The 25899-nt window shown below is 51.6% G+C and carries 27 protein-coding genes; 17 read left to right on the forward strand and 10 right to left on the reverse strand.

The window, feature by feature from the left end:
• The 9 genes from paaH (at position 1) to ACLHV8_RS09795 (ending at position 8847) form a co-directional block, all read left to right on the forward strand.
• Positions 1 to 1425, forward strand: coding sequence for a 3-hydroxyacyl-CoA dehydrogenase PaaH (paaH, locus tag ACLHV8_RS09755; protein WP_108089990.1), 1425 nt, complete (start codon positions 1 to 3; stop codon positions 1423 to 1425).
• Positions 1415 to 1837 (forward strand): hydroxyphenylacetyl-CoA thioesterase PaaI, encoded by a 423-nt coding sequence (paaI, locus tag ACLHV8_RS09760; protein ID WP_208594990.1) that lies wholly within the window; start codon positions 1415 to 1417, stop codon positions 1835 to 1837. The genes paaH and paaI overlap by 11 nt, the downstream gene beginning before the upstream one ends.
• Positions 1837 to 3042, forward strand: coding sequence for a 3-oxoadipyl-CoA thiolase (gene pcaF, locus ACLHV8_RS09765; protein ID WP_129324816.1), 1206 nt, complete (start codon positions 1837 to 1839; stop codon positions 3040 to 3042). The genes paaI and pcaF overlap by 1 nt, the downstream gene beginning before the upstream one ends.
• Before the next feature lie 26 nt (positions 3043 to 3068).
• Positions 3069 to 4385 (forward strand): phenylacetate--CoA ligase PaaK, encoded by a 1317-nt coding sequence (paaK, locus tag ACLHV8_RS09770; RefSeq protein ID WP_028017540.1) that lies wholly within the window; start codon positions 3069 to 3071, stop codon positions 4383 to 4385.
• 80 nt (positions 4386 to 4465) lie between these two features.
• Positions 4466 to 5398, forward strand: coding sequence for a phenylacetic acid degradation operon negative regulatory protein PaaX (paaX, locus tag ACLHV8_RS09775; RefSeq protein ID WP_028017539.1), 933 nt, complete (start codon positions 4466 to 4468; stop codon positions 5396 to 5398).
• 9 nt (positions 5399 to 5407) lie between these two features.
• Positions 5408 to 6004, forward strand: a complete 597-nt coding sequence (gene paaY / locus ACLHV8_RS09780; protein WP_108089988.1) for a phenylacetic acid degradation protein PaaY — start codon at positions 5408 to 5410, stop codon at positions 6002 to 6004.
• A 135-nt stretch (positions 6005 to 6139) separates the two neighbouring features.
• Entirely contained in the window at positions 6140 to 7552 is a 1413-nt protein-coding gene (locus tag ACLHV8_RS09785) for a hypothetical protein (RefSeq protein WP_028017537.1), read from the forward strand.
• Positions 7553 to 7597: 45 nt separating this feature from the next.
• A complete protein-coding gene (locus ACLHV8_RS09790) occupies positions 7598 to 8116 on the forward strand; it encodes a DUF2569 domain-containing protein (RefSeq protein ID WP_028017536.1) in 519 nt (172 codons plus the stop codon).
• Between the two features lie 182 nt (positions 8117 to 8298).
• Complete coding sequence (locus tag ACLHV8_RS09795) at positions 8299 to 8847, forward strand: hypothetical protein (protein ID WP_244250129.1); 549 nt, start codon at positions 8299 to 8301, stop codon at positions 8845 to 8847.
• 155 nt (positions 8848 to 9002) lie between these two features.
• Here ACLHV8_RS09795 and ACLHV8_RS09800 read toward each other — a convergent pair whose 3' ends face one another.
• Positions 9003 to 10724 carry a SulP family inorganic anion transporter gene (locus ACLHV8_RS09800; protein ID WP_028017534.1) on the reverse strand — a complete coding sequence of 574 codons (1722 nt, stop codon included), beginning with the start codon at positions 10722 to 10724 and terminating at the stop codon, positions 9003 to 9005.
• A 120-nt stretch (positions 10725 to 10844) separates the two neighbouring features.
• Here ACLHV8_RS09800 and ACLHV8_RS09805 point away from each other — a divergent pair, with 120 nt between their 5' ends.
• Together ACLHV8_RS09805 and ACLHV8_RS09810 are read left to right on the forward strand one after the other, a co-directional pair.
• Positions 10845 to 11327 (forward strand): glutathione peroxidase, encoded by a 483-nt coding sequence (locus ACLHV8_RS09805; protein WP_028017533.1) that lies wholly within the window; start codon positions 10845 to 10847, stop codon positions 11325 to 11327.
• A 170-nt stretch (positions 11328 to 11497) separates the two neighbouring features.
• Complete coding sequence (locus ACLHV8_RS09810; RefSeq protein ID WP_128348924.1) at positions 11498 to 12154, forward strand: TetR/AcrR family transcriptional regulator; 657 nt, start codon at positions 11498 to 11500, stop codon at positions 12152 to 12154.
• A gap of 50 nt (positions 12155 to 12204) precedes the next feature.
• On the opposite strand, the gene ACLHV8_RS09815 is transcribed toward ACLHV8_RS09810, so the two are convergent.
• The 4 genes from ACLHV8_RS09815 to ACLHV8_RS09830 form a co-directional block, all read right to left on the reverse strand.
• A complete protein-coding gene (locus ACLHV8_RS09815; protein ID WP_134708367.1) occupies positions 12205 to 13188 on the reverse strand; it encodes an MDR family oxidoreductase in 984 nt (327 codons plus the stop codon).
• A gap of 319 nt (positions 13189 to 13507) precedes the next feature.
• A complete protein-coding gene (gene fabF, locus ACLHV8_RS09820) occupies positions 13508 to 14782 on the reverse strand; it encodes a beta-ketoacyl-ACP synthase II (RefSeq protein ID WP_208594991.1) in 1275 nt (424 codons plus the stop codon).
• Between the two features lie 127 nt (positions 14783 to 14909).
• Positions 14910 to 15470, reverse strand: coding sequence for a winged helix-turn-helix transcriptional regulator (locus tag ACLHV8_RS09825; protein WP_208594992.1), 561 nt, complete (start codon positions 15468 to 15470; stop codon positions 14910 to 14912).
• Between the two features lie 129 nt (positions 15471 to 15599).
• Positions 15600 to 16808 carry an MFS transporter gene (locus ACLHV8_RS09830; RefSeq protein WP_208594993.1) on the reverse strand — a complete coding sequence of 403 codons (1209 nt, stop codon included), beginning with the start codon at positions 16806 to 16808 and terminating at the stop codon, positions 15600 to 15602.
• Between the two features lie 103 nt (positions 16809 to 16911).
• On the opposite strand from ACLHV8_RS09830, the gene ACLHV8_RS09835 reads away from it, so the two are divergent.
• The 3 genes from ACLHV8_RS09835 to ACLHV8_RS09845 all read left to right on the forward strand — a co-directional run bounded on the left by ACLHV8_RS09835 (position 16912) and on the right by ACLHV8_RS09845 (position 19747).
• Positions 16912 to 17823, forward strand: coding sequence for a LysR family transcriptional regulator (locus ACLHV8_RS09835; RefSeq protein WP_049006817.1), 912 nt, complete (start codon positions 16912 to 16914; stop codon positions 17821 to 17823).
• A 128-nt stretch (positions 17824 to 17951) separates the two neighbouring features.
• Positions 17952 to 18266 carry a cupin domain-containing protein gene (locus ACLHV8_RS09840; protein ID WP_028017526.1) on the forward strand — a complete coding sequence of 105 codons (315 nt, stop codon included), beginning with the start codon at positions 17952 to 17954 and terminating at the stop codon, positions 18264 to 18266.
• A gap of 360 nt (positions 18267 to 18626) precedes the next feature.
• Positions 18627 to 19747 (forward strand): IS3-like element ISSen4 family transposase gene (locus ACLHV8_RS09845; RefSeq protein ID WP_121528277.1). Its coding sequence is split into 2 segments (ribosomal slippage): positions 18627 to 18885 and positions 18885 to 19747, totalling 1122 coding nucleotides; the frame shifts between segments, so codons are not numbered across the junction.
• 281 nt (positions 19748 to 20028) lie between these two features.
• Here ACLHV8_RS09845 and ACLHV8_RS09850 read toward each other — a convergent pair.
• Together ACLHV8_RS09850 and ACLHV8_RS09855 are read right to left on the reverse strand one after the other, a co-directional pair.
• The gene (locus tag ACLHV8_RS09850) at positions 20029 to 20466 is read right to left on the reverse strand and encodes a glyoxalase/bleomycin resistance/dioxygenase family protein (protein ID WP_028017524.1); all 438 of its coding nucleotides are present in this window, start codon (positions 20464 to 20466) and stop codon (positions 20029 to 20031) included.
• Positions 20467 to 20548: 82 nt separating this feature from the next.
• On the reverse strand, positions 20549 to 21709 hold the full coding sequence (locus ACLHV8_RS09855) for an MFS transporter (RefSeq protein ID WP_208594994.1): 1161 nt from the start codon (positions 21707 to 21709) through the stop codon (positions 20549 to 20551).
• Between the two features lie 130 nt (positions 21710 to 21839).
• Between ACLHV8_RS09855 and ACLHV8_RS09860 the strand changes: the two genes are divergently transcribed.
• Entirely contained in the window at positions 21840 to 22346 is a 507-nt protein-coding gene (locus ACLHV8_RS09860; RefSeq protein ID WP_049006818.1) for a MarR family winged helix-turn-helix transcriptional regulator, read from the forward strand.
• A 40-nt stretch (positions 22347 to 22386) separates the two neighbouring features.
• Complete coding sequence (locus ACLHV8_RS09865; RefSeq protein ID WP_129324809.1) at positions 22387 to 23313, forward strand: LysR substrate-binding domain-containing protein; 927 nt, start codon at positions 22387 to 22389, stop codon at positions 23311 to 23313.
• 42 nt (positions 23314 to 23355) lie between these two features.
• Here ACLHV8_RS09865 and ACLHV8_RS09870 read toward each other — a convergent pair whose 3' ends face one another.
• Positions 23356 to 23826, reverse strand: coding sequence for a hypothetical protein (locus ACLHV8_RS09870; protein ID WP_129324808.1), 471 nt, complete (start codon positions 23824 to 23826; stop codon positions 23356 to 23358).
• Positions 23827 to 24147: 321 nt separating this feature from the next.
• Between ACLHV8_RS09870 and ACLHV8_RS09875 the strand changes: the two genes are divergently transcribed.
• Complete coding sequence (locus ACLHV8_RS09875; protein WP_208594995.1) at positions 24148 to 24624, forward strand: WbuC family cupin fold metalloprotein; 477 nt, start codon at positions 24148 to 24150, stop codon at positions 24622 to 24624.
• Here ACLHV8_RS09875 and ACLHV8_RS09880 read toward each other — a convergent pair.
• Together ACLHV8_RS09880 and ACLHV8_RS09885 are read right to left on the reverse strand one after the other, a co-directional pair.
• A complete protein-coding gene (locus tag ACLHV8_RS09880) occupies positions 24614 to 25219 on the reverse strand; it encodes an NAD(P)H-dependent oxidoreductase (RefSeq protein ID WP_208594996.1) in 606 nt (201 codons plus the stop codon). The two genes, ACLHV8_RS09875 and ACLHV8_RS09880, sit on opposite strands and share 11 nt — an antisense overlap.
• Positions 25220 to 25292: 73 nt before the next feature.
• The gene (locus ACLHV8_RS09885; protein WP_049006831.1) at positions 25293 to 25886 is read right to left on the reverse strand and encodes a TetR/AcrR family transcriptional regulator; all 594 of its coding nucleotides are present in this window, start codon (positions 25884 to 25886) and stop codon (positions 25293 to 25295) included.
• Positions 25887 to 25899 lie beyond the last annotated feature (13 nt).

Here is a 25899-nt window from a genome sequence, read left to right on the forward strand (position 1 = left end):
ATGTTGAACATACGCACTGTCGCCGTGATTGGCAGCGGCACGATGGGCGCCGGAATTGCCGAAGTCGCGGCCAGCCATGGTCATCACGTCCTGATATACGACATCTCCGCAGATGCGATCTCGCGCGCCATTGACGGCATTCGCCAGCGTCTGGCTTCCCGGGTGACGCGGGGAAAACTCTCCGCAGATGCCGGTAGCCAAATCCTGGCCAGACTGCTGCCAGTGACCGATATCGAGGCACTCTCGGCGGCAGATCTGGTGATTGAAGCGGCCTCTGAGCGTCTGGAGGTGAAAAAGGCGCTGTTTGCACAGCTGGCCGCGATCTGCCCGGCTCAGACGGTGCTGACCAGTAACACCTCGTCTATTTCAGTTACCGCGATTGCGGCCGACGTGCACCACCCGGAGCGCGTGGCGGGACTGCATTTCTTTAACCCGGCACCGGTAATGAAGCTGGTGGAAGTGGTCAGCGGGCTGGCGACCTCTCCGGAAGTGGCCGATGCGCTGTGCGAGCTGGCGCTCAACTGGGGGAAACAACCCGTTCGCTGCCAGTCAACGCCGGGGTTCATCGTGAACCGTGTTGCACGTCCGTTCTACTCTGAAGCCTGGCGCGCACTGGAAGAACAGGTGGCCGCACCGGAAGTGATTGACGCCGCACTGCGCGAAGGCGGCGGTTTCCCGATGGGACCACTGGAACTCACAGACTTGATTGGTCAGGACGTTAACTTTGCCGTGACCTGTTCGGTGTTTAACGCCTTCTGGCAGGAACGCCGTTTTCTGCCTTCGCTGGTCCAGCAGGAGCTGGTGCTGGCGGGGCGACTCGGTAAAAAAAGCGGAAAGGGCGTTTACGACTGGCAAGGGGATAAACCCGACGTGCAGTGGGTTGAGCCCGTGGATGACAGTTATCGTCCGATGCGCATCGAAAAGAAAAGTGACGGCGTCACTGAAATTGACGATGTGTATCTGATGGAAACGCAGGGTGAAACCGCTCAGGCGCTGGCGTTGCGCCTTAACTGCCCGGTGGTGATGGTTGACCGTATTGAACGCGATGTGGCGGTGATTGCGGCGGCAGCCAGCAACCCGCAGACCGCGACGTTAAAAGCCATCTGGTACCTGCAACAGCAGGGCAAACGGGTCGTACAAATTGCCGATTATCCGGGCATGCTGGTCTGGCGCACGCTGGCGATGATTGCCAACGAAGCGCTGGATGCCCTGCAAAAAGGGGTGGCCAGCGAGAAGGATATTGATACCGCCATGCGCCTCGGCGTGAACTACCCGAGCGGTCCGATTGCCTGGGGGGAGCGTCTGGGCTGGCAACGTCTGCTGACGCTGCTGGAGAACCTGCAACGTCATTACGGTGAAGAACGTTATCGTCCCTGTTCACTGCTGCGCCAGCGTGCGCTTCTGGAGAGTAGCTATGAGTCCTAACGCCTGGCATAACGCCCGCACGATGTACGAAAAGGACGCCTGCGCGCAGGCGCTGGGAATCGACATCATTGAAATGGACGAAGGCTATGCGGTGGTGACGATGACCATCACCCCGCATATGCTAAACGGCCACAAAACCTGTCACGGCGGACAGCTTTTCTCGCTGGCGGACACCGCCTTTGCCTACGCCTGCAACAGCCAGGGGCTGGCGGCGGTCGCCTCCGGTTGCTCGATTGATTTTCTGCGTCCGGGCTTTGCCGGGGATACGCTGACCGCCACCGCGCGGGTAAAGCATCAGGGCAAACTCACCGGCGTGTATGACATTGAAATTCAGAATCAACAACAGAAAACCGTCGCCCTTTTTCGCGGAAAATCGCACCGCATTGGCGGCAGTGTGACAGGAGAAGCCTGATGCGTGATGCATTTATTTGTGATGGCGTACGAACCCCGGTGGGGCGTTACGGCGGCGCACTTTCCGCAGTTCGCGCTGACGATCTGGGGGCCGTTCCGCTGCGGGCGCTGCTGGCGCGTTATCCGCAGCTTGATCTGGAGCGGATTGATGATGTGATCCTCGGTTGCGCCAACCAGGCGGGGGAAGACAACCGCAACGTGGCGCGCATGTCGTCCCTGCTGGCAGGATTACCGCAGACGGTTTCCGGCACCACCATTAACCGCCTGTGCGGTTCGGGGCTGGACGCGATTGGCTTTGCAGCCCGCGCTATTAAAGCAGGCGATGGCGATCTGTTGCTGGCGGGCGGCGTGGAGTCCATGTCCCGCGCGCCGTTTGTGATGGGGAAAGCCACCGCCGCGTTTCAGCGTCAGGCAGAGATCTTTGATACCACCATCGGCTGGCGTTTTGTGAATCCGCTCATGCATCAGCACTTCGGAACTGACAGTATGCCGGAAACGGCAGAGAATGTAGCTGAATTGTTAAATATCAGCCGTGCCGATCAGGACGCTTTTGCGCTACGCAGCCAGCAGAGAACCGCCAGGGCGCAGCAGAACGGTATTCTGGCGCAGGAGATTGTGCCGGTGCTGGTGCCGGGTAAAAAAGGCGCGGTAACGGAATGTAGCGTGGATGAACATCCACGGGCGGATACGACACTTGAACAGCTTGCCGGACTGAAAACACCGTTTCGTAAAAATGGGGTGGTTACGGCGGGGAATGCCTCTGGCGTGAACGACGGCGCAGCAGCGCTGATCGTCGCCAGTGAACAGATGGCGCTCGCGCAGGGATTAGTCCCGCGTACGCGTATTGTGGCGATGGCGACGGCAGGCGTGGAGCCGCGTCTGATGGGCTTAGGCCCGGTACCTGCCACCCGCAAAGTGCTGGAGCGAGCCGGACTCAGTATCAACGATATGGACGTCATCGAGCTTAACGAAGCTTTTGCTTCGCAGGCGCTGGGCGTGCTGCGTCAGTTAGGGTTACCCGATGATGCCGCTCACGTTAACCCGAACGGGGGCGCTATTGCGTTAGGCCACCCGCTGGGGATGAGCGGTGCCAGACTGGCGCTGGCCGCAAGCAATGAATTGCATCGACGCAACGGGCGCTATGCGCTGTGTACGATGTGCATCGGTGTGGGTCAGGGCATTGCCATGATCCTTGAGCGTGTTTGAGCGAATAACAATGTGAGTACCCTACAATGACAAATACAACAAAGCTTGACCCGATCGAAACAGCATCCCTTGACGAATTACAGGCCCTTCAGACCGAGCGTCTGAAATGGACGCTGCACCACGCCTATAACAACGTACCGATGTACAAACGCAAGTTTGACGCAGCGGGCGTTCACCCTGACGATTTCAAAGAGCTGGCGGATATCCGTAAATTCCCGTGCACGACCAAGCAGGACCTGCGGGATAACTATCCGTTCGATACCTTTGCCGTACCGATGGAGCAGGTAGTGCGTATTCACGCCTCCTCAGGCACTACCGGCAAGCCAACGGTGGTGGGTTATACCCAAAATGATATCGACACCTGGGCCAATCTGGTGGCCCGCTCCCTGCGCGCCGCGGGCGGCAGTGCAAAAGACAAAATTCACGTGGCCTATGGTTACGGGTTGTTTACCGGCGGTCTGGGCGCGCATTACGGTGCGGAACGTTTAGGCGCAACGGTGATCCCGATGTCGGGTGGTCAGACGGAGAAGCAGGCGCAGCTTATCCGGGATTTCCAGCCAGATATGATCATGGTGACGCCATCCTACTGCCTTAACCTGATTGAAGAACTGGAACGCCAGATGGGCGGCGATGCCAGTACCTGTTCTCTTCGTGTGGGCGTGTTCGGCGCCGAGCCGTGGACGCAGGCCATGCGCCGTGAGATTGAAAAACGGCTAGGGATCACAGCGCTGGATATTTATGGTCTTTCTGAAGTGATGGGCCCCGGCGTGGCGATGGAGTGTATCGAAACTGCCGATGGTCCGACCATCTGGGAAGATCATTTCTATCCGGAGATCGTCAACCCGAACGACGGCACGCCGCTTAATGACGGCGAGCAGGGTGAACTGCTGTTTACCACGCTGACGAAAGAGGCGCTGCCGGTGATCCGCTACCGTACCCGTGACCTGACACGCCTGCTGCCAGCAACCGCGCGCAGTATGCGTCGTATGGACCGGATCAGCGGTCGCAGTGACGATATGCTGATCATCCGTGGCGTCAACGTCTTCCCGTCGCAGCTGGAAGAGGAAATTGTGAAGTTCGAACATCTCTCGCCGCATTACCAGCTGGAGGTGAACCGTCGCGGACATCTTGATTCACTTTCCGTGAAGGTGGAGCTGAAAGAGAGCAGCCTGACGCTGACGCACGAACAGCGTTGCCAGGTGTGCCACCAGTTGCGCCACCGCATTAAATCCATGGTCGGGATTTCAACCGACGTGATGATCGTTAACTGCGGCAGTATCCCTCGCTCAGAGGGGAAAGCCTGCCGGGTGTTTGATTTGCGTAAAGTCGCGGCCAACGGCTGAGTTTCTTCTTCCCTCTCTCCGCCGGAGAGAGGGAACGCAGAACTATGCTATGATTCATCCGGGACAAAAATTACAACAGAATGAATCACATGAAACTCGACGCCTTCATCCAGCACGCAGTCAGCTCCGTTCCGGTCAGCGGGACATCCCTTATCTCTTCATTATACGGTGACGCGCTTTCCCATCGCGGGGGCGAGATTTGGCTCGGAAGCCTGGCGGCATTACTGGAGGGTATGGGGTTCGGCGAACGGTTCGTGCGAACTGCGTTGTTCCGCCTTAACAAAGAGGGCTGGCTTGACGTCTCGCGCATTGGACGCCGCAGCTTTTATCGCCTGAGCGACAAAGGGCTACGCTTAACCCGCCGCGCGGAGAATAAGATCTATCGCGCGGAGTTGCCCGCCTGGGACGGAAAATGGTTATTGCTGCTCTCTGAAGGGCTGGACAAAACCACGCTTGCTGACGTCAAAAAACAGCTGATCTGGCAGGGATTTGGCACGCTGGCGCCGAGCCTGATGGCCTCGCCATCGCAGCATCTGGCGGATGTGCAGTCCCTGCTTCATGATGCTGGCGTGGCGGAAAACGTCATCTTCTTTGAAGCTCACTCGCCGCTGGCTTTATCCCGCGCTGCGCTGCGTTCGCGGGTGGAAGAGTGCTGGCAACTGACCGAACAAAACACGATGTACGAAACGTTTATTAGCTCGTTCCGACCGCTGCTGCCGCTGCTGAAAGAGGCGACACCAGAGGAGCTGACGCCAGAGCGTTGTTTCCAGATCCAGCTGTTGCTTATCCATTTTTATCGTCGTGTGGTGCTGAAAGACCCATTGCTGCCGGAAGAGCTACTGCCAGCGCACTGGGCCGGGCAAAGCGCCCGGCAGCTCTGCATCAATATTTATCAGCGTGTGGCACCGGGGGCGCTGGCGTTTGTCAGTGAGAAAGGCGAAACCTCCGTCGGTGAACTGCCCGTGCCTGGCACGCTCTACTATCAACGCTTTGGTGGTCTTACGAGCACATAAGGAGTGAGGATGCCTGTTTATCAAATTGATGGTCTGACGCCGGTCGTACCTGACGAGAGCTATGTTCACCCGACGGCGGTACTCATTGGTGATGTGATCCTGGGGAAAGGTGTTTATGTCGGCCCGAACGCCAGCCTGCGCGGAGATTTTGGCCGTATCGTGGTGAAAGATGGCGCGAACATTCAGGATAACTGCGTGATGCATGGTTTCCCTGAGCAGGACACGGTGGTGGAAGAGGACGGCCATATCGGCCACAGCGCTATTCTGCATGGCTGTGTTATCCGCCGTAACGCACTGGTGGGAATGAACGCTGTGGTGATGGACGGCGCGGTGATTGGTGAAAACAGCATCGTCGGCGCGGCGGCATTTGTGAAGGCGAAAGCGGAAATGCCCGCAGGGTATTTGATTATTGGCAGCCCGGCCAAAGCGATTCGCGAGTTGAGCGAGCAGGAACTGGCGTGGAAAAAACAGGGTACAAGGGAATATCAGGTGCTGGTGGAGCGCTGCAAGCTGACCATGCACCAGGTGGAACCGCTGCGTGAAGTGGAGCCTGGGCGGAAACGGCTGACGTTTGATGAGAATTTAAGGCCGAAGTCGGCGGTGTGAGGTGAGATATTGAAGCAGGGGCGGATGGAACCGACCCATGCTGCGGTTATCTGTACAGTTGCAATTAAATGAGGCTAATTATTTAATCCCTGGTGCCGATAATCTTTTTCTCTGATTATATATGAAGGAACATGTATGCATTACGCACGGCCTTTACTACGCCCTCTGTTTTTACTTTCTCTGTTGCCGTTTTCTTTTGCTCAGGCCGCTGAAAAGCCTGAACTTATCGGCGGCGGCATCAACCCCTTGTCTGTTACCCGCATCCACGATCGTGTGAGTTATATGGTGTCGTTAAACTTCAATAACGGCAAAACAGCGCAACAATGGCGTTCAGTGGATTGTAAGCAGGGTAAGTCCGAGCTTCTGTACAAGGATTTACTGGATGATGAAGGGTTAACCAAAGCCCGTTTTTACGGCGACAGCTACATGCGGTATGCGTCAGCACAGGATGATAAGCTGATGACGGCAGAGGATATCCGTAAGATCTGCCAGCTACCGGTAAAAGAACCTCTGTGGGAAAGATTATCAGCCACGTCTGCAACGGGCATTACCGATCTTGTCGATGTTAACAGCATTCATCGCGTTGGCGACATTTTAACGGTACGCATGGGATATGATTTTGCCGATATCATCTGGGAACCGCCTTATGACGCGCCGCTTGAATTAAAGATTGAGCACTATTTCTATAACTGTAAAACCCATCAGGGCGACGCTGTCGCTGCAATGAACTTCGATGGCCAGGGTCGCGTAACGGACTCACTCATCACGGCTGATATTGTTCGTCGCAAAAGTAGCTTCAAGATTGACGCTCAAAAGGCACAACGCTTTGAGCAACTCTGCCAGCTACCTGCAGGCAAAACGTTCACCGCTGAAGGGCGCTTTGTACCCGCGGTGAACAAGTCAGCATCCACGTTGATGGGGCCCTCAATGCCCGATCTGAGCAATAATAATCCGCAATGGTTGAGCAAATACCCCCTTTCTGCTGCTATTGATCGCCAGGCGCAGGCATTGATCAAATCCTGGGCGATGCCGCGTTTTAAACAGGTTCGTTACACCGAAGTCAGCGCGCTCGGTAAGATTAAAGTCCAGCTGGATGCGCAATCGGATGGTTATATACGTAAGCTGGAAGATTATGGCATCTGGACGGTTCAACGTTTAACGCTGGCTAATCTGTTGCAACTGAAATTCGCCATGTCCATCAGTAGCGGTGCCATGTTGCTCAACACATTGCAGACGGATCTGCATTTCCCGTTAGTACAGGGTCAAAAATTTCAGGCTAAATTGGAAAATATTGATGCGGATAAGAAAGTCACATCGTCAGCGATGCGCTGTGAAGTGACGGGGGAAGGGGATGCGCAGCGTATCGCACCTGAGTTTAGTGGGAAATATTTGTTAGTTGAGTGTCATGAAAGTAATGAGGGGCAACCGGATAACAGGAGCAAATTAGCCTGGCTGCAGGATCTCAATATCTTCGTCCCTGTTGCTCAGCAACTGGGTGACAAGCCTGAAAGGTTGGTGACGCTGGAAAATGTGAGTGTGACGCGATAATCAATAACCAGGCCTTACCGAGCTATTATGAAATAAGGACATAAAATGACCAATTCAGCGTTTCAGTGGACGTGCATTAAATGTGATAAAGAGATCCCACAGCATCTTGAATATTGTTCTGAGTGCGAAGAAAAACGATATCGCAAAATAGGTGGTTTGTTATATCTGCCATTTATCAATATGCTGTTTATCGCTTACGCCTACTTTAACTCTATGGCAGTAACGTTAAGTGCCGGGATGGAAACGGTAGGTCGTCTTCCGCTCTCCCAGACGACCTATCTCTTTGTTGCTAGTGGGATTAACTTAGTTTTCCTGCTCTTTATCATCTATATTGTTTCTCTGTTTTTGCGGAAAAAGAAAGAGTTACCTCTGGCTTATTGTGCTTTGCTTGTTTCGGGTATCGCTCTGATGCTAATTGACAGGGTCGCCACTTCTTACATCTTTCCGCAGATCTCCCTGAATATGGCTCAGATAATGCCTATTATTATGCATGTGATATACGCTTGTATCTGGATCCCGTACTTCCGTACCTCCGTTCGGGTTAAAAAGACGTTCATTTGGTAGACGAGGCTGGCCGCCAGTACACGATAGGGAAGCAATATTTTTTGGCGTTGTTGGGAGGTCATCTCAGCAACCCAACCAATATTGGGTGTCTCCCACATATCCGAAAGTATGCTAAAATTTGTACAGCGATAAGCCGAAGATAAAACGTCGCAATTTCAGCGCGTTAGCCAAAGTGAGTGATTATGGATAATAGTCCACATGAACAGACAGTTTGGAAAAGATACCGCGCATGGTTGTGGTGCGGAAGTTTTTATCTGGTTGCATTGTATTGTTCTGCAGATGAAATAAACCTGTACTCAATAAACACGGGTTCATACGTCTATCATCTTACAAACAATCACGGACAATATACTGAGAATTTTGAGAATAACTTTATATCCGTGGAGAGGAAGTTCTCGGATGATTCGAAATATAGCTTTGTGCTAGGCACAATGAAAAACAGCTTTGATAACAGATGTCTGGCTGCCGGCGTCAGAAGAGACTGGGCAGGGTGGGATAACGGTTGGGTTTTTAAAGGGATATATGGATACGTCGGTGAGTTTTTCTTTGATGCTTTCAGTGATTGTGGTGACCATGGGTCATACCATGATTTCAAAAAAGTAACAGGAATCGGCTTTTCTCCCTACATATACCATGGATTTCAATACAATTTTACGTCTTATTTTGGGATGGATGTGGGTATTATAATTCCATCCGTATTTGTCATTACAGCACAGTGGAGCTTTAGATGAATCCTTCACCTGGTGTGACGACATTATAGAATGAAGTGATGTACCACCCGTTGGTTGTGCGACATATAGTAACATCCTTCTCTCCGCTTTATCGCAGGGCTGCGACAGCAGCCCTTTGAAAATTCTGGTAATATTCGCCTTCAACCCGTTTGGGGTTATATAACACTACCGGTTTCACCCTCACTCGCAGTCTCTTTGCTTTGAATGAAGCGGAGTGCCAGATAGAGGTCTGGCGCCAGAATCATTTCATCATCATTGATAGTTGGTCGACTTTCTTTGAACCAGCGTGTTAATTCCGTTTTCCTGCCCGCAAGGATGAGCTTAATCTGCCGACCCTTCAGGTCACGCTTTAGCTCATTAATGGTTGCCAGGACACTGATATCTGAATACGTGAAGCAGGCAACGGCATCAATGACCACCCATTTAGGCTGTTCTGCTGCGCCTTCAACTAAGTTCAACACGCGGCGTTTAAAATAAGCCACATTAAAATAGGTCAACGGTGAGTTAAATCGATACATCAGCACGCCCGGAACCATTTTAATATCGGTGGTATTCCCTAATGAGTGGATCATGCCATTTTCGTCTGTTCCCAGTAAATGCTCAGAGGGGCGAAAGACTGTACGGAGGAACTGTAACAGGCCAAGCAGCACCGCAAGGCCGATCCCCTGAATTACGCCGATAATTAAAACACAGCCAAACGTGAAAAAGGCCAGGCGAAATGCCTGTTTATTTCTTCGTCTCAGGTTCCATAGCCCACGCAAATCAATTAATGACCACGACGCATACATTAGAACAATGCCTAAGGCAGAGACCGGAATAAATTGTAAGGGTTGGGTGAAAAAGAGTAATACGACTCCAATGATTAAGGCTGCGACAATGGATACCAGCTGACTTTTTCCTCCAGTGGAATCATTAACCGCGGTCCGGGAATCGGCCCCACTAATAGCAAACCCCTGAGATAACCCCGACATGATATTCGCAATACCCAGCGCTCTGAACTCTGCATCAGCATTAATTTCATAGCCATTTTTCGCGGCAAAACTGCGGGCGGTCAGCATCAGACTGACAAAACTAACCAAAGCCAGGTTCAGCGCCGGGATCACTAAATCACGCATCGGGCCCGGCTGGAACGCCACCCAGTTAACGACCGGTAAACCGGGCTGGAAGCCTTCCCCCCCAATAGTGGCAATACCATACTGTTGCGCAGATGTCCCCCATACCAGAAACGTCGTAATCACGATGGCAATCAACGGTGCGGGCCAGTGGCTGCGAAACGTTTTGATCGCCATTAAAATCGCTAACGTTAAAATGGATATTCCTAAGGTTAATAAATGGCTGTCTGAAATTCGGCCCGGTAAGGCAAGAATTTTCTCAATAACCTGCGCTTCATCAAGCTTGATCCCGAAAACCTTGCCTAATTGCCCGACAATAATCGTCACGGCTACGCCATTAAGCAGGCCAGTCAGAATAGGGTGAGAAAGCAGATCGGCAAGGGCACCCAGGCGAAATTTACTGGCAAGCAGACACCATCCGCCCATCATCAATGTCATGACGATCGTCAGTTGCCAGTGCAGTTCGGGATTTCCGGCAGAAAGAGGAAACACGACGGCGGCAATCACCGCGCAGGTCGTTGCGTCGGGGCCAACAATAAGCTGACGTGAAGAGCCAAACAGCGCATAGGCTATCATCGGTAAAACACATGAATACAGACCTACGATAGCCCCAACACCCGCCAACTCAGCATAAGCAATAGCAACGGGCAGTGCTACAGCCGCAACGGATAACCCGGCTTTAACATCATGTTTTAGCCAGCTTTTATCGTAGGCTAATAAATTTTGTAACCCTGGCATGTAGTTTAATAAAAATTTTCCGAACACGTTTTTCTCCGGATATTGATCTTACCTACGTAATGATGGCACGCTTCTAAATAAAATTTTTGTTTTAAAATGGTTCCAGGCTTTGCCGGCATTGGCAGTTGTTACTCTCAGGAGCGCGATATGACCACCTTTTATCAATTTTCTGCTACCAGTCTGCGCGGCCAGGTTATCTCAATGGCTGACTATGCTGGCAAACTGGTTTTGGTGGTGAACACTGCCAGTCAGTGTGGATTCACGCCACAATACTCTGGCCTTGAAGCGCTCTACAAGAAGTATGCTGGCCATGGGTTTGTGGTGCTGGGTTTCCCCTGCAACCAGTTTGGTAAGCAGGAACCCGGTGGTGCTGATGAAATCGAGCAGACCTGTTATATCAACTACGGTGTGAGCTTCCCGATGTTCGAGAAAGTAGAGGTCAACGGCAATGCCGCGCACCCGGTGTTTCGTTACCTGAAAAATGAATTGCCCGGGGTGCTGGGGGGACGGATCAAGTGGAATTTCACGAAGTTCCTGATAGGTCGCGACGGTACACCGCTTAAGCGTTTTGCACCGTTCACGACGCCGGAGAAAATGGAAGCCTCCATCCTCGCCGCACTCAAGATCTGAGTGTTCCCGTTATTCGAGATATTTGCTTCTGGCGTACTTTCGGCAAACGGCAGGTAGTATGACCGCCCGTTGACAGGGGGGGCGTATACAATACCGCAAGGGATAAACTGATTGAAGCCGTCGCGTATAATCACTTATTCTTTGTCGTTTAAACATGCAGGAGATGCGTCATGATCGGCGAAACGCGCGGGCGGGGAAGACCACGAAAAACAGAAAGCACCTATGCAGATACCCGTAATGATCTGATCCGCAGCGGACTTGAACTCCTGACGCAGAATGGTTTTCTTTCGACGGGAGTCGATGCCATTGTCAAAAATGCCAGTGTTCCAAAAGGCTCATTTTATTATTACTTCAAGAGCAAAGAGGAATACGTCCAGACCGTTCTGAGTGCTTACGACAGTTTCTTCGAGCACAAACTAAAAAAACATCTGCATGCGTCATCCTGCGCACCCATGCTACGCCTGGAAAATTTTATACACGATGCCTGCGACGGGATTAAAAAGTACAATTTCACCCGGGGCTGCCTGGTTGGAAATATGATGCAGGAAAGTCCGGGGCTTCCACCCTCCTTTATTAAACAGCTACAGGATATTCTTGAAAGCTGGCAAGCGCTTGTGGCGACCTGTTTGTCCGATGCATTATCTTCCGGTGAAATATGCTCTGATATGAATGACAAACAACTGGCCGCTATTTTCTGGAGTGGTTGGGAGGGGGCTGTAATGCGTGCCAAACTTTATTGTTCCACCCAACCTGTGTACGACTTCTGGAGCTACTTCAAAACGTCTGTACGCTATCAACCATCGCAGGATGTGGCACCTGAACAGTAAAAAGAGAGGGGCTGACAGCAGCCCCTTAAGAGAACGATAATCCTGTCGCTTTAGCTACATTTAATCACTGCCCGGCCACGAATGCCGCCGCTAAGAAGTGCTTCGGCCACCGAGATGGCCTCACTGAGCGGATATACGCTGGTCAGGCTATCCAGTCTGGATTCTGGTAAATACGTAATTGCCTGCTGCCAGATCGCCGCTCTTTTCTCTTTCGGGAACATGACACTGTCAATTCCTTTCAGCGTAACGCCACGCAGAATAAACGGGGCCACATTACCCATCATATCCATACCCTGGGCCATGCCACAGGCCGCAACAATACTACCATAGCGAACTCCGGCGCAGGCATTACAGAGCGTGTGACTGCCCACCGTATCAATCGCGGCAGCCCAGCGTTCTTTCTGCAACGGTTTGCCTGGGCTGGAAAGCTCAGTGCGATTAATAATCTCATTGACCCCGACCGTTTTATAAAGCCATTCGGATTCTTGCGGACGACCGGTAGACGCGGTGACCTGGAAGCCCATTGACGCCAGGATCATGGCCGCAATACTTCCGACGCCTCCGCTGGCTCCGGTAACAAGTACCGAGCCATCTTCAGGCTTAACACCGTGGTTCAGCAGGGCGTCAACACACAGCATCGCGGTAAAGCCTGCAGTTCCGATGGCCATGACGTGTTTACTGTTTGCGCCAGCCGGAAGCGGCGTCAGCCAGTCGCCTTTTACCCGTGCCTTTTCGGACAACCCGCCCCAGTGTTTTTCCCCTACACCCCAGCCGGTGAGGAGAACCTGATCACCGACCTGATATTCCGGATGCGAACTGGCGGACACAGTGCCAGCAAAATCGATGCCCGGCACCATCGGGAACTGACGGACGATAGGACCCCGCCCGGTGATAGCCAGGGCATCTTTGTAATTGATGGAAGAGTAGTCAATGTTGACAGTGACATCCCCGTCAGGCAGATCGCTTTCAGCTGTCTCAACAAATTGCGCAGAGTAATGGTCTTCTTTCTTGTTGATTAATAATGAGTTAAACATTTTTACCTCGTAAGTTTGGTTGTATGGCTACCCTTAAACAGCAGTATAATTTCAATATTGACCGATCGTCTAATAATCAGTGCTACTATCCCAGCGTTTTAGCAATATTCAAGAATTGTTTGTTAATTCATCGCATTATCGGGTGAGCTTTTGATTCGAATCAAAATGAGGAGCTGAATGCAGATTATGTATGCTCGTTTCAGACGTGAACCGGGAAATAAAACACACGTCAGACTCTGTTCAAATAGCGTTGGGGATAATCAGCGGGGCGGTTATCGGGCCAAACCCGCCGGCCTTTGCCAGCGGGGGAACTGGATCCTTACTCCCAGCGTTTCAACAGCAGGCTAGCGTTGACGCCACCAAAGCCAAAACCGTTCGACAGCGCGTAGTTCATCTTCTGAGGACGAGCCGACAGCGCAACCAGGTTCAGGCCTTCCGCGTCTTCATCGGGGTGAGACAGGTTCAGCGTCGGCGGCACTATCTGGTCACGCAACGCCTGAATAGTGAAGATGGCCTCAATTCCGCCGGCTGCACCTAACAGATGACCGGTTGCTGATTTTGTGGACGTAATAGCAACGGGATGCGTGCCAAACAGGCTTTTAATCGCTGCCAGTTCACCTTTGTCTCCTACCTGAGTCGAAGTGGCGTGGGCATTGATATGGTCAATCTCTTCTACTGAGACACCCGCCTGACGAATGGCCATTTCCATGGCACGACGTGCGCCGTTACCGTCTTCCGGACCCGCTGTCAGGTGATACGCATCTGCGCTGGTGCCGTAGCCTACCAACTCTGCCAGCGGCGTGGCGCCACGTGCCAGTGCGTGCTCCAGCGACTCAATCACGATAAGCCCGGCACCTTCTCCCATCACAAAACCATCGCGGTCACGGTCAAAGGGGCGAGAAGCCGCTTCCGGCTGGTCATTGGATGCGGTGGAGAGTGCTCTTGCTGCGGCAAACCCGGCAAGGCTAACGCGATGAATCGCCGCTTCTGAACCGCCACAGAGGGCGATATCGGCCTCGCCGCTGCGGATCATTCGTGCAGCATCGCCAATGGCCTGCGCTCCTGCCGCACAGGCGGTGACCGGCGCGCCGATGGGACCACGAAAACCGTGAGCAATAGACACATGTCCGGCTGCGAGATTGGCAAGAAAAGAGGGGATGGTGAACGGAGACAGGCGACGCGGCCCGCGCTCATCCGTCGTATGTACCGCATTGGCGATCTCGCTGAACCCGCCGATCCCAGTCGCGATGACCGTTGCAGTACGATCTTGTTCTGTCGTTGATGCAGGCGACCACCCGGCCTGCGTCAGCGCTTCACGCGCGGCAACCAGCGCAAATTCGATAAAGCGATCCATCTTTTTACGTTCTTTGGCCGGAATGGTTGTCAACGGATCGAAGCCGTGCAGCGGGTCGTTCTCAACGGACGGAACCTGTCCAGCGACTTTGCAGGGAATATCGTCGACCAACTTCTCGCTAAGCTTTGTAATACCTGACTTTCCTGCCAGCAGCGACTGCCAGACGTGTTGTACACCGCAGCCCAGTGGGCTGACAATCCCCATCCCGGTTACAACAATGCGTTTAGCTGAAACACCCATAAACAACTCTCCTGTATGAGTAATGTGCCGGCGACTTTTTCAGCAATGAAACCAGCAGCGCGACAATCAAAAAACCGATCATGATGAGGTCAATTACTTCGGGAAATACCTTGCTTCGTTCCTCCCGCTAATTCAGGTCGGATTCATGGCTGGCATCTCTGTAAGGTTCGGGTTGGAATTTTTGCGCGCTATCGCCTTCGCGTTTGCGCAGCAGATATTCGTGGCGGTATTTCATCATCGGTGAGGCCGCGGGTCCCGGTACCATGGTGTATTTGCCCGTAACAATCTCCTCACCGGTTGCTTTATCGACCAGGATCGGCTCCACAGAACGCTGGGTTTCACTTTCCACCAATTGCATCTGACGGCCTTCGGGTGAAAAGTGGCGGCTTCCCCATTCCGCGATCGCCAGCAGAACCATGCGAAAATCGCGTCCGCTTTGTGTGAGGTGATATTCGTAGCGCGGTGGTGAACTGCTGTAGCAAATCTTCTCCAGTAATCCGTCATCTACCAGCGACTTAAGACGGCGCGAAAGAATATTGGGCGCGACGTTACTGCTTTTCTGAAACTCGTCAAAGCGGGTAAAACCCGAAGCGGCGTCGCGCAGGATCATGATGCTCCAGCTGTCACCAATACGGCCAAGACTACGGGCAATGGGGCAGGGAGCGTGGCAAAGCAGTTCATTTTTCATGGGCTGACCTGGATGAATAGGTGGCTTTCGCAAGCAAATTGGCATAGTAACTATCAAAATGCAAGTTACTTAAGAATCAATCTGAATGTTGCATCCAGTTTCAGCACACAGATAAAAACAGATGAAATGCTAGTCAGTGATGGGGTGGTCAGCCTGGATAAGACGTTTAGCCAGTTTCTTTTGCAGAATAACAATAATAAAGGGGGAAACTGATGCGAAAATTGCAGATGCTGCCAGCAACGTGTTGATATTTCGTGGTGCCATGACGTACCCTGGTAACAGGTAAGCAGAGAGGAAAAATGCGACTGTTGTAGTCAAATACATTATTGATGTCTGTAATGAAGCGAACCCGGCTCGTTGTTTGTCATCAGGAAACTGAATCGTCACCACCGAAGTCGAAACCAGACGGCTGTAAGATGCGCCAAGGAATAAAGTAATGAACAGAGCCGGATGCGGATAACCCAGGATGGGTATGAGTAAACTCAGGATAAAGACGATGGTTGACCCTGAGGCCAAAATCAAAGCAGATATACGGGAAGCTAACGCGCCAGTCATTTTTGTAGACAGATACCCACTCATCCCTCCAACGAAGAACAGCCAGGGTAACAGGTCCTGCGAAGCGCTCAATTGCTGTGTCATTACCGGCACCAGAACGGGAATGACCAACATCGAACTAAACTGTACAAGTGCATTACTGGAAGCAAACAGTAAAGTATCAGCGTCGAGAGTGAGTGTGTGGGGGGGCTCGAAAGAAACGGGATCCTGAGGGATGATGGAAACAATCAGCGGCAATGCCAACAAACACAGTGCACTGATTAACCACAAAGCGATATGCCAGCCATAATGAGTACACAAAAATAATATCGTGGGCATTCCTGCAATGCTGACTATCGAAAATGATGCAATCACCGTCGCCAACATTTTCCCCCGCAAGTTAGTTGGTGCGTGGTTTATCAATATACTGATACCCACCCCCATTGTCGTTCCTCCGACTAATCCTGCGCAGAATCGTAATATCAGCAGAATGCTAAAATGGGAGATAAATGTAGTCAAAAGTGTCACCAGGCCTAGTAATGCCATATTGGCAATTAAAAAACGTTTCCTGTTGAAGTGACCTATCCAGTAAAAGGCGATAATCCCAGACAGCACGGCTGCAGCTGTGTACATGCCGGATACATAGCCAGAGTATGATACGGGGACAGCGAAATCAGCGGCCATAAAAGCAAAAACAGGGTTGAACATCATATATTCCAGCGCATTATTGAACTGGATAAAAGCCATTACAATCGCTATTCGTATAAGGGTTTTATGATTAAACATTGTGTTGACCAGTGGCATAGCAAGCAACCTGTGGATGAAAGATACCCGAGTTTAACTACTATCAATGCAGTTCATTAGATGGTAAAAATGGCACTTATTATTATCATTTTTGGGATAGTTGATGCGTTCGGCTCTTGATTTTAATACCCTTAAAGTGTTCACGGCGGTGGTTGAAAGAGAAAGTTTTATTGGGGCCTCAAAGTTCCTTGAAATGCCTACATCTAATGTAAGTCGCTGTATTTCTCAGTTAGAAGACAAACTGAATCTTCAGCTTATTGAGCGCAGCACCCGACATATGAAACTTACTCAGGCGGGGCACTTACTCTATGCCCGGGCTAAGCCACTACTGGAGGCGCTTGAGCAAACTGAAACAGAATTAACGTTACGGCAAATGCAACTCAAGGGTCCATTACGCATTTGTATTCCGAATGAAATAGGTCCTGCATTGCTGGGCTCTGTTGTTGCCGATTTCGCTTGCCAGTATCCCGAGTTGGAAATAAGCTGCGTAACAAATTTGTCTGGTTTTGAATCCCTGCGAGATGATCTTGATTTAGCTGTTATCGTTAGCCGTGGTCAAATGGATGACTGTGACTACATAGCCCGTCATCTGGTGACTATCCCTTGCACTATTGTTGCAGCCCCCTCCGTTATTCAGCGTTATGGTACACCTTCTCGGATACAGCAATTTGAAGAGTTACCCTGTATTACAACGGTAAGTGCACTTAGAAGTGCTCCCTGGCAGTTTGTTAATAAAAAAGGGGGATTTGAAACCATTAAGGTTAAAGGTCATTACCGGGTAAACAGCGGAGAAATGGCAGGGCGAGCGGCGGTCGCAGGTGTCGGTTTTGCCATTCTTTCGAAACAAGCCTGTCAGCCATACATTAACAATGGACAGTTAATCGAAGTTGAGTTTGAACAATCGCCAGCGCCATTGCAATTGTTTGCACTTTATTCAGAACGACGCTATTTGCCTGCTAAAACACGAGCGCTCATTGATTTCATGCAGCAGAAATTGAGCAAAAATCCTGAGTAACACAAGGTAATGTTGCATAGCCAAAGGGTTTAGCATCTTATTCGACTTGTTTGTCCATATTTGTCATATGGCGACAGCGAGTTTGTATGGCATAAGAGTGATTAACGAACATAAAAAGGAGTGACATTATGACGCTTTATGACCTTCGAGCCGAAGCAATTGCATTACCTGAGAGCTGGCACTCTACTGTATTAGGCCGCATTGGCACCGCAAATCTCAAAGTTTTACGCATGGATGAACGCTCAGTCATTGAAGAGGTACATGCGTACGACGAGGGGTTACTGGTTATTGATGGACGTCTGGAGCTGAGTGTGAAAGGAAACAAAATCTCTGTTACGTCCGGCCAGCTTTATGTCGCGAAAGCGGGTATTCCTCATACGGTAGAACCCGGCAGTTTTGGCACACTGGTTATCATTGATTTACCAGAAACGGACGTTGCTTGACGATAGTATGTCAGCTCAGTGCCAAAGGCGGACGTGGCTTTCCAGCGTTGATTGTCCTAAAAATTAATGACCCTATGTAATCAGGACAATACTATGCTCCTTGAGAAACTTAAACGTCTCGAATGCTCTCTTCATAATAACAAGCGGAACGATCGGAAATGGCTTGAACAGATACTTCATGAGGAATTTCGAGAGATAACGCGATCTGGCATGTTAGTTGATCGGGCAGAAACAATAGAGGCACTTTCTACTGAAGTTGGCGGTTCAATAATACACAGTGACGAATTTATGACCTGCTCCCCGTTGATTAGTACACCCCGATGTTAGTAATGTCTTCATAAGCCACATGAGGACATCCCCATGAAGAAGCGTTTTTCCGACGAACAGATCATCAGTATTCTCCGCGAAGCCGAAGCTGGGGTACCCGCCCGTGAACTCTGCCGCAAGCATGCCATTTCCGATGCCACGTTTTACACCTGGCGTAAGAAGTATGGCGGTATGGCGGTGCCTGAAGTTAAGCGCCTGAAGTCGCTTGAGGAAGAGAACGCCAGACTCAAGAAGCTGCTTGCCGAAGCCATGCTGGATAAAGAGGCGCTTCAGGTGGCTCTTGGGCGAAAGTACTGACGACAGACCAGAAGCGGGAAGCCGTGATGTTGATGTGTGATGCGACCGGTCTGTCGCAACGTCGTGCCTGCAGGCTTACAGGTTTATCCCTGTCGACCTGCCGCTATGAGGCTCACCGTCCGGCTGCTGATGCGCATTTATCAGGGCGCATCACTGAGCTGGCACTGGAGCGCAGGCGTTTTGGCTACCGTCGTATTTGGCAGTTGCTGCGCCGTGAAGGGCTTCATGTTAATCATAAGCGCGTGTACCGGCTTTATCACCTCAGTGGCCTGGGCGTAAAACGCAGAAGACGTCGTAAAGGGCTGGCAACAGAACGTCTGCCGCTGCTCCGTCCGGCGGCGCCCAATCTGACCTGGTCGATGGATTTCGTCATGGACGCACTTTCCACCGGTCGCAGGATCAAGTGTCTTACCTGCGTCGATGATTTCACAAAGGAATGCCTGACGGTCACTGTTGCCTTTGGGATTTCAGGCGTTCAGGTCACGCGTATTCTGGACAGCATTGCACTGTTTCGAGGCTATCCGGCGACGATAAGAACTGACCAGGGGCCGGAGTTCACTTGCCGTGCACTGGATCAATGGGCCTTTGAGCATGGTGTTGAGTTGCGCTTAATCCAGCCGGGCAAGCCAACGCAGAACGGATTTATTGAGAGCTTTAACGGACGATTTCGCGATGAATGTTTGAATGAGCACTGGTTCAGCGATATCGTTCATGCCAGGAAAATTATTAATGACTGGCGGCAGGATTATAACGAATGCCGCCCGCACTCCACGCTGAATTATCAGACACCGTCTGAATTTGCAGCGGGCTGGAGAAAGGGTCATTCTGAGAATGAAGATTCCGACGTTACTAACTGAGTGTTGTATCTAATCGTGGGGGCAGGTCATTTAGACTTATCATCGTTAGAAATAATTTCGCAATATTGCATTATAGGACTTTTGATCCAGATGGTAGTAATGCCTCTCTTCGTTCTTCATGCTGGGAAATGAATGGAAATGGCCAATGGCAATTGGTATTCCATCAGGGAACGCCTGAGTCGAAGCGCGTTTAGATCCAGGTTGCAACGTCCGCTCCTCGCTCAAAGAATACCCCCACATTTACTCATGCAGGTCTGCTTCGTGCCGGACGCGGACACCGTTTACCCCCGTAGCCACGGTGTGATCGTCAGCCCGGTCAACAAACCTTCCGGACTAAGCAGGCGAGTGACGGTTTGCCCCCACGGTTCAGTACGGTTAGCCACAAGCAGGCGATAACCTTTATCCCTCAGGATACGGGTAGCAGAAGCGAGATCCTGCACCTCGTATTCAATCCATCCCTGAGGTATCGGATGATCGGCTGGCCACTGCTCCTGGCCAAAACATGACGTGGCAGCCTGCGAAAGCGGCCAGACGGCAAAATGTTTAACCCCCTGCAAAAGACCTTCTTCGGCAAGAAGATAGTCGCTATTACCTTCCATCGGCTTTAGCGGCAATCCGAGCGTCTCGACATAAAACCCGTAACTGGACTCTGTATTTCGCGAAATGGGTCCGAAACCCGCGATAAATAACACGTCAACTCCCGGTAAAATCTGCGACATAGCACCCCCTGGATTGCCTGAAATTAATGCTGAATTTAAAGTATGGCTGGCATTAACACTACCCTCAATTCTGGTATCTCATTTACCGTATCGGGCATGCCGCCACGGGTTTAAACGTAAGGGCGATGACGATCAACAGCACGACACCGGCGCTCATTACCAGCCAGGCGCTGGTCAGTGAAACCGCATTGTCGCGAACGATCCCCGCAATTAATGGCATGAGTGCCGCAATCATGTACCCGCCGCCTTGCACTTTCGAAAGTAATTTCCCTGCCTGGGCAGGTGTTTGTGCGTGATCGAATGTGACGATGAGCGACAGCGGGAAGAGGGCGCCGATACCTGTGCCAAGCAGTAAGGTTGATATTACGGGCGTGGTTCCTGGCGAAAAGACCAGACACATTAACCCCGCCAGCAGCAACAGCAGAACAGTAATCAGCGGAACGCGACGGTCGGGGAATTTACCAATTAGCGCAGAGACAACAAACCCTGCGACAACTTCGGTTAATGTTAGCCAGGCCAGCATATAACCGCTGCTGCGTGCGCTCCATCCCGCCTGAATATAGAGCGGTGGCAGCCACGCCAGAACCAGCGTGTAGGCTCCCGTCCCCACACCGAAAAAGAGCAGCAATAGCCCGGTACGGGAAGAGGAGAGAGTCACTGATTCGCGCACTGGCGTTTGCCCGCGATGATGCTTAACCAACGCCAGCCACAGTACCAGCGCAAGCAGCGTTAACACACCTGCCATCGCCAGCGCGGGCTTCAGCGCAAGCCATGAAAATAACGGCTCGGCACTGGCGGCCGCTAATGCGGCCCCGGCCATAATGCCCGTGCTGAACAGGGACATCACCGTGCTGGCCGTCTGTGCATACTCCCTTTTTATCAGAGCAGGCATTAACGCCTGGATCATGCCTATGCTGGCCCCGCCCAATAATGCTGTGGTCATCAGGCCGGTCAGCGTGGCGCTCATCCCCCGGAATGAACAGGCCAGGAGCAGGATGAAAAGTCCGATCATAATCCCCCGGACGACACCCACTCTGGCTAAAAGCCAGGGGCCGCTTAATGCCGCCAGCCCCATCATGGCGACAGGTAGCGTGGTAAGCAGGCTGAACTCTGTGGCTGATAACCCCACTTCACGTTGAAGTACTGAAAACAACGGTCCGACAGAAGCAAGTATAGGGCGCAGGTTCAACCCGACGATAAAAGCGATAACGGCAAAGAGTAAAGGCGATGTGCGTTTCAACATGAGATCCTTTTCGGTAGTGAGCAGCCAGGGCAAAACACCGCAAGCATTTATCTTAACGTTAAGATAAAATCTTTTTTTGTGTAAGATGTACCGCACAACAGGATAAATTCCCGCGTTATCAGGGGTGAAAATGAAAGACCATGTCGATTTTGTTGTTGACCAGTGGGGCAGTGCCATGCCGGAACTGGATGTCTCATCGATGAAAATTTTTGGCCGCATGCTCAGGTTGATGAAGCATCTTGCAAAAAAGCGTGCGCAGGCCATGGCGTCGTTCGGTTTTCGCGAGGGCGAATTTGATGTGCTTGCCACGTTGCGTCGCGCCGGTGAGCCCTATTGCCTGTCGCCCACGCAGCTGTATAAATCGCTGTTGATCACCTCTGGGGCAATGACTAACCGGCTCAATCATCTGGAACAACAAGGTTTTATCCGGCGGATTGCTGACCCTGAAGACAAACGCAGCACCCTCGTCAGCCTGACGCCTCACGGGCAGGAGTGTATTGAACGCGCGTTGATCGTTCATACAGAAACACAGAATGCACTACTGAAACCGTTATCGGGCGAACAACACGGGCAGCTTGAATCCCTGCTGAGGGAATTACTGCTGACATTTCCTCCGGAGGCGTCGGGGGATAAATGACTGAACACTGGCCGGAATATCGCAAAAAACAAGGTGAATGATGTCATTACCACCACTGTATGCCCTACGCGCGTTTGAAGCGGCCGCACGGCTGAACTCATTCAGTAAAGCCGCTGAAACGCTCAATATTACGCCGGGCGCGGTCAGCAGACATGTCCGGACGCTTGAGTTGTGGTTCGACTGTGAGCTTTTTAAACGACAAGGCCCGAGAGTCGAGGTGAGTGAGGCCGGACGGATTCTTGCCGGGCAACTCAGCGAAAGTTTCGCCAGCATGGAGTGGGCCTGTCGGGCATTCAGAAGTGAACATCACCTCCTGCGCCTCAAAGCCCCCAGCTCGCTTACCATGAGGTGGTTGCTCGATGCCCTGAGAACTTTTCGCGAGAGCCATGCGAAACCCAAAGTTGAAATAGCCAGTGTTTGGATGGACATTGATACCGTTGATTTCACTCGCGAGCCTTACGATTGCGCGATACTCCTCGGAAATGGGTATTTTGGTGAAGCCACAGAGAGCCGGTTGCTTTTCAGTGAATGGCTTATCCCCGCTTGCGCCCCCTCTTTGCTGGAATCTGCCCGGCATCATCTTCCTCAGTGCGATCTTATCCATCCCTCACCGGACAGACGAGACTGGAGAAGGTGGCTGAAAAGGACGGGGAAATTTCCCGGACTCGACGTGAGTGGCGGGATTGTCTTTGATACCCTTGAACAGGGAAGTCTTGCAGCCATGAACGGTCATGGTGTCGCTATGACTGACCTTCGTCTCTCGTCAGAAGCCCTGACGGGTGGCCTTCTCGTCCTTCCCTTTCGGGAGGCCATCGCAACAGGAGAGGGCTACTATATTGTCTGGCCGAAAAATTCGCTCAGAAAGCAAAGTATCGAACGCCTGTTAGGCTGGCTTAATCTTAATACTCCGGTTGTTCCTTCTCTGGATATTGTATGTCTTGATTGGGATTATAAAAGGTCGTACTGAAACAGGATATTCCCTGCGGAGTATCCTGTCTGTCAGCATTATTTATGCGTAGGGGATGTTAGCCATTTTCTTATATCTATCCGGCAATGCACTATTCAGGTTGAGCAATTTATCCAGAATGTAGAGGGCAGGTGCTCCTTTTTCCCGCTCTGCATCGATCAACGCAGTGCGTAATACGTTGGCAGCCGCTGTCATTTTATGAAAATAATCCACTGCTTCAGATGCCTGCATTTCATCTGACGCGGTGTTAGGCACCCGGGACCATTCCGCGAAGTCAGGCAGGGGAAGGGGGATGTCTTCTTTGGGTAAATACGCAGAAAGCAACTCCTCAGCTTTGCCAGGCTCGCTAAGGGCGAATGAGAGCAGATGCAGGCGATGTATAAATTGTGAAAGTGCTTCAGAGTTTCCTTTCTCAGCTGAAAGTATTTTTATAAACGTATGTAAATTTTCAGTCGTGGTATTTTTATGTGGCAAAACTATATTCATTAAATGGCATAAAATTTCTAGCGTCATAGGTTCCTCATCAACTCTCATTATTATTTAGAGTATGCGTCTCGATGTTCATTTCATCGAACAGCAATAAAAAAGGTTGAGGGAATGATATTTCAGTGCGGTTAAATTGAAAAACGACAAATAGTAAGACTCAGCGTGAGTTTTACTCAACATTGAATTTTACCCATAACACAGGGCTCGGAACCTGCAGACGCGTTAAGGTCTTTGCTGGCTCTGAGGTGAATTTATTGAGGATCGCCGTAGCTGATTGTCTGTTTCTAATGGTATAACGTGCTGCGGCAATCGGGTTGCCGTATGTTAACTACACTCCCAAAGGTTTATATGAAACAAATTACGTTCAGTGACCTGCAGCAACAAAGCGAGCAAGCCGCAAATTCCCCTCGCTTACGCGCTCATCGAAATTTGCACCCTGAGCTCAGCGATCCGGTTCAGCGTCTGGCTATTGCCATGGAACCAGGTACCTATGTTCGTCCTCATCGTCACCCGCACACGTTTGAACTGCTGACGGCTCTTAGCGGGCGCTTTTTAGTACTGAATTTTGATGACAACGGTAATGTGACCCAGCGGGTTGTACTGGGTGAAGATTGCAAGGTGCTGGAGATGGACGCGGGGATCTGGCATGCCGTGTTATCGCTGGATAAAGGCGGGGTCATTTTTGAGGTAAAACACGGTGGCTACCAGCCTGTTGCCGAACAAGATTCAGCCCCATGGGCACCTGCTGAAAACGAGCCAGGTACCGCGGAGCTAATGAAATGGTACGCTCAGGTACAAGTGGGTGACGGTGGTTTTACGCTGTAATGGTGCTCACAAGCCCTTGCAGGAAATCCTCAACCTGAGAAGGTGTTGCTGTATCCGCCTGGAAAAGAATATCAAGCGTGACGTTCTTCAAGCCGCAGAAGCCGAAAATACCCTCGATTATCTGCGTCTGAATCGCCGTTGTGTAGCCATGCTTATCGAATCCGCTGAGATCGGTGCCTGCTGTTGTCACAAGGTGAACGGGAACGTCACGCAAATTCCCCACAATCCGGCCATCTTCTCCCACCTTATATGCCCAGTCCAGCGTCAAAACGCGATCAAACCAGCCTTTTAACAGACCGGGAACTGACCACCAGTACACCGGGAAGACAAACACCAGCCTATCCGCTCGCTCGACGCGCTGCTGCTCGCGCAGAATATCGCCGGGAAGGGCGCTGGGATCGCCGTGATATAAATCAAGATCGGGACGAGACATGGCCGGATTAAACTCTTCAGCATGCAGATCGGCAATTTCAACCTGCGTACCTTGCTCGCGTAATTTCACGGCAATATGGGTTGCCAGCGAATGGGATAATGAGTTGTCGACAGGGTGAGCCGTCACGATCAATGCGTTATTAATGGCATTTGTAGCAGACATAGTGACCTCGAATGGGTAAGAATTGACGCTTATGTTACCATTGGTAACTTAAGCATCAATCCACCCCGAGCGATCATTTTGTGCTATTCACGTAGGTCTCCAGCACGCCAGTCATGGCACCACTGAGCATATCTTCTGCAATATTTCGGGCGAGCGCGCCGTTACCTGCGGCCGTGCTGAGAGCATCTGCTGCACCAATGATGGCCGTCAGTACCGCTTCGCCCTGGACACCTTTCAGAACGATAAAAGGGGAAAGCGCGGTACGCAGACAGTCGGCACATTCCGCCACGCAGGCTTCCCGAAACGTTTGCAACGCGCGGGAGCCGGACAGTGCCGCGGCGATCGGCCCGGTTTCAGGCCCGGCGGTAATGGCGCAGTCGATATAGGCAGCGCTGAAAAAGCGGATCGTCTTTTCCAGTGTTTTGCTGTCGACCGCCAGCGTCTCACGGAATTTCGCCAGTTGCCGATCGCTATAATCCTGGTACAACGCCATCAGCAACCCTTCACGATCGCCAAAGTGGTCGTAGGGGATAGGTTTTGTCACGTTGGCCCGCTCGGCCAGATAACCGAGCGTCAGTGCCTCCGTGCCTTGCTGGCGGACAATACCACGCGCAACCTCCAGCAGTTGCACGCGGCGATCCTCTTTTCTTAAGCGCTTAACAACCATGCTTTCCTCAAAA

It is taken from the genome of Enterobacter sp. CPE_E863 (assembly GCF_046521465.1).
Taxonomy (GTDB): Bacteria; Pseudomonadota; Gammaproteobacteria; order Enterobacterales; family Enterobacteriaceae; genus Enterobacter; species Enterobacter adelaidei.

Bases quoted from the DNA above. Each gene is read 5' to 3' on its own strand.
- paaH (WP_108089990.1), top strand. From the start codon at position 1: ATGTTGAACATACGCACTGTCGCCGTGATTGGCAGCGGCACGATGGGC.
- paaI (WP_208594990.1), top strand. From the start codon at position 1,415: ATGAGTCCTAACGCCTGGCATAACGCCCGCACGATGTACGAAAAGGAC.
- pcaF (WP_129324816.1), top strand. From the start codon at position 1,837: ATGCGTGATGCATTTATTTGTGATGGCGTACGAACCCCGGTGGGGCGT.
- paaK (WP_028017540.1), top strand. From the start codon at position 3,069: ATGACAAATACAACAAAGCTTGACCCGATCGAAACAGCATCCCTTGAC.
- paaX (WP_028017539.1), top strand. From the start codon at position 4,466: ATGAATCACATGAAACTCGACGCCTTCATCCAGCACGCAGTCAGCTCC.
- paaY (WP_108089988.1), top strand. From the start codon at position 5,408: ATGCCTGTTTATCAAATTGATGGTCTGACGCCGGTCGTACCTGACGAG.
- ACLHV8_RS09785 (WP_028017537.1), top strand. From the start codon at position 6,140: ATGCATTACGCACGGCCTTTACTACGCCCTCTGTTTTTACTTTCTCTG.
- ACLHV8_RS09790 (WP_028017536.1), top strand. From the start codon at position 7,598: ATGACCAATTCAGCGTTTCAGTGGACGTGCATTAAATGTGATAAAGAG.
- ACLHV8_RS09795 (WP_244250129.1), top strand. From the start codon at position 8,299: ATGGATAATAGTCCACATGAACAGACAGTTTGGAAAAGATACCGCGCA.
- ACLHV8_RS09805 (WP_028017533.1), top strand. From the start codon at position 10,845: ATGACCACCTTTTATCAATTTTCTGCTACCAGTCTGCGCGGCCAGGTT.
- ACLHV8_RS09810 (WP_128348924.1), top strand. From the start codon at position 11,498: ATGATCGGCGAAACGCGCGGGCGGGGAAGACCACGAAAAACAGAAAGC.
- ACLHV8_RS09815 (WP_134708367.1), bottom strand. From the start codon at position 13,188: ATGTTTAACTCATTATTAATCAACAAGAAAGAAGACCATTACTCTGCG.
- fabF (WP_208594991.1), bottom strand. From the start codon at position 14,782: ATGGGTGTTTCAGCTAAACGCATTGTTGTAACCGGGATGGGGATTGTC.
- ACLHV8_RS09825 (WP_208594992.1), bottom strand. From the start codon at position 15,470: ATGAAAAATGAACTGCTTTGCCACGCTCCCTGCCCCATTGCCCGTAGT.
- ACLHV8_RS09830 (WP_208594993.1), bottom strand. From the start codon at position 16,808: ATGCCACTGGTCAACACAATGTTTAATCATAAAACCCTTATACGAATA.
- ACLHV8_RS09835 (WP_049006817.1), top strand. From the start codon at position 16,912: ATGCGTTCGGCTCTTGATTTTAATACCCTTAAAGTGTTCACGGCGGTG.
- ACLHV8_RS09840 (WP_028017526.1), top strand. From the start codon at position 17,952: ATGACGCTTTATGACCTTCGAGCCGAAGCAATTGCATTACCTGAGAGC.
- ACLHV8_RS09850 (WP_028017524.1), bottom strand. From the start codon at position 20,466: ATGTCGCAGATTTTACCGGGAGTTGACGTGTTATTTATCGCGGGTTTC.
- ACLHV8_RS09855 (WP_208594994.1), bottom strand. From the start codon at position 21,709: ATGTTGAAACGCACATCGCCTTTACTCTTTGCCGTTATCGCTTTTATC.
- ACLHV8_RS09860 (WP_049006818.1), top strand. From the start codon at position 21,840: ATGAAAGACCATGTCGATTTTGTTGTTGACCAGTGGGGCAGTGCCATG.
- ACLHV8_RS09865 (WP_129324809.1), top strand. From the start codon at position 22,387: ATGTCATTACCACCACTGTATGCCCTACGCGCGTTTGAAGCGGCCGCA.
- ACLHV8_RS09870 (WP_129324808.1), bottom strand. From the start codon at position 23,826: ATGACGCTAGAAATTTTATGCCATTTAATGAATATAGTTTTGCCACAT.
- ACLHV8_RS09875 (WP_208594995.1), top strand. From the start codon at position 24,148: ATGAAACAAATTACGTTCAGTGACCTGCAGCAACAAAGCGAGCAAGCC.
- ACLHV8_RS09880 (WP_208594996.1), bottom strand. From the start codon at position 25,219: ATGTCTGCTACAAATGCCATTAATAACGCATTGATCGTGACGGCTCAC.
- ACLHV8_RS09885 (WP_049006831.1), bottom strand. From the start codon at position 25,886: ATGGTTGTTAAGCGCTTAAGAAAAGAGGATCGCCGCGTGCAACTGCTG.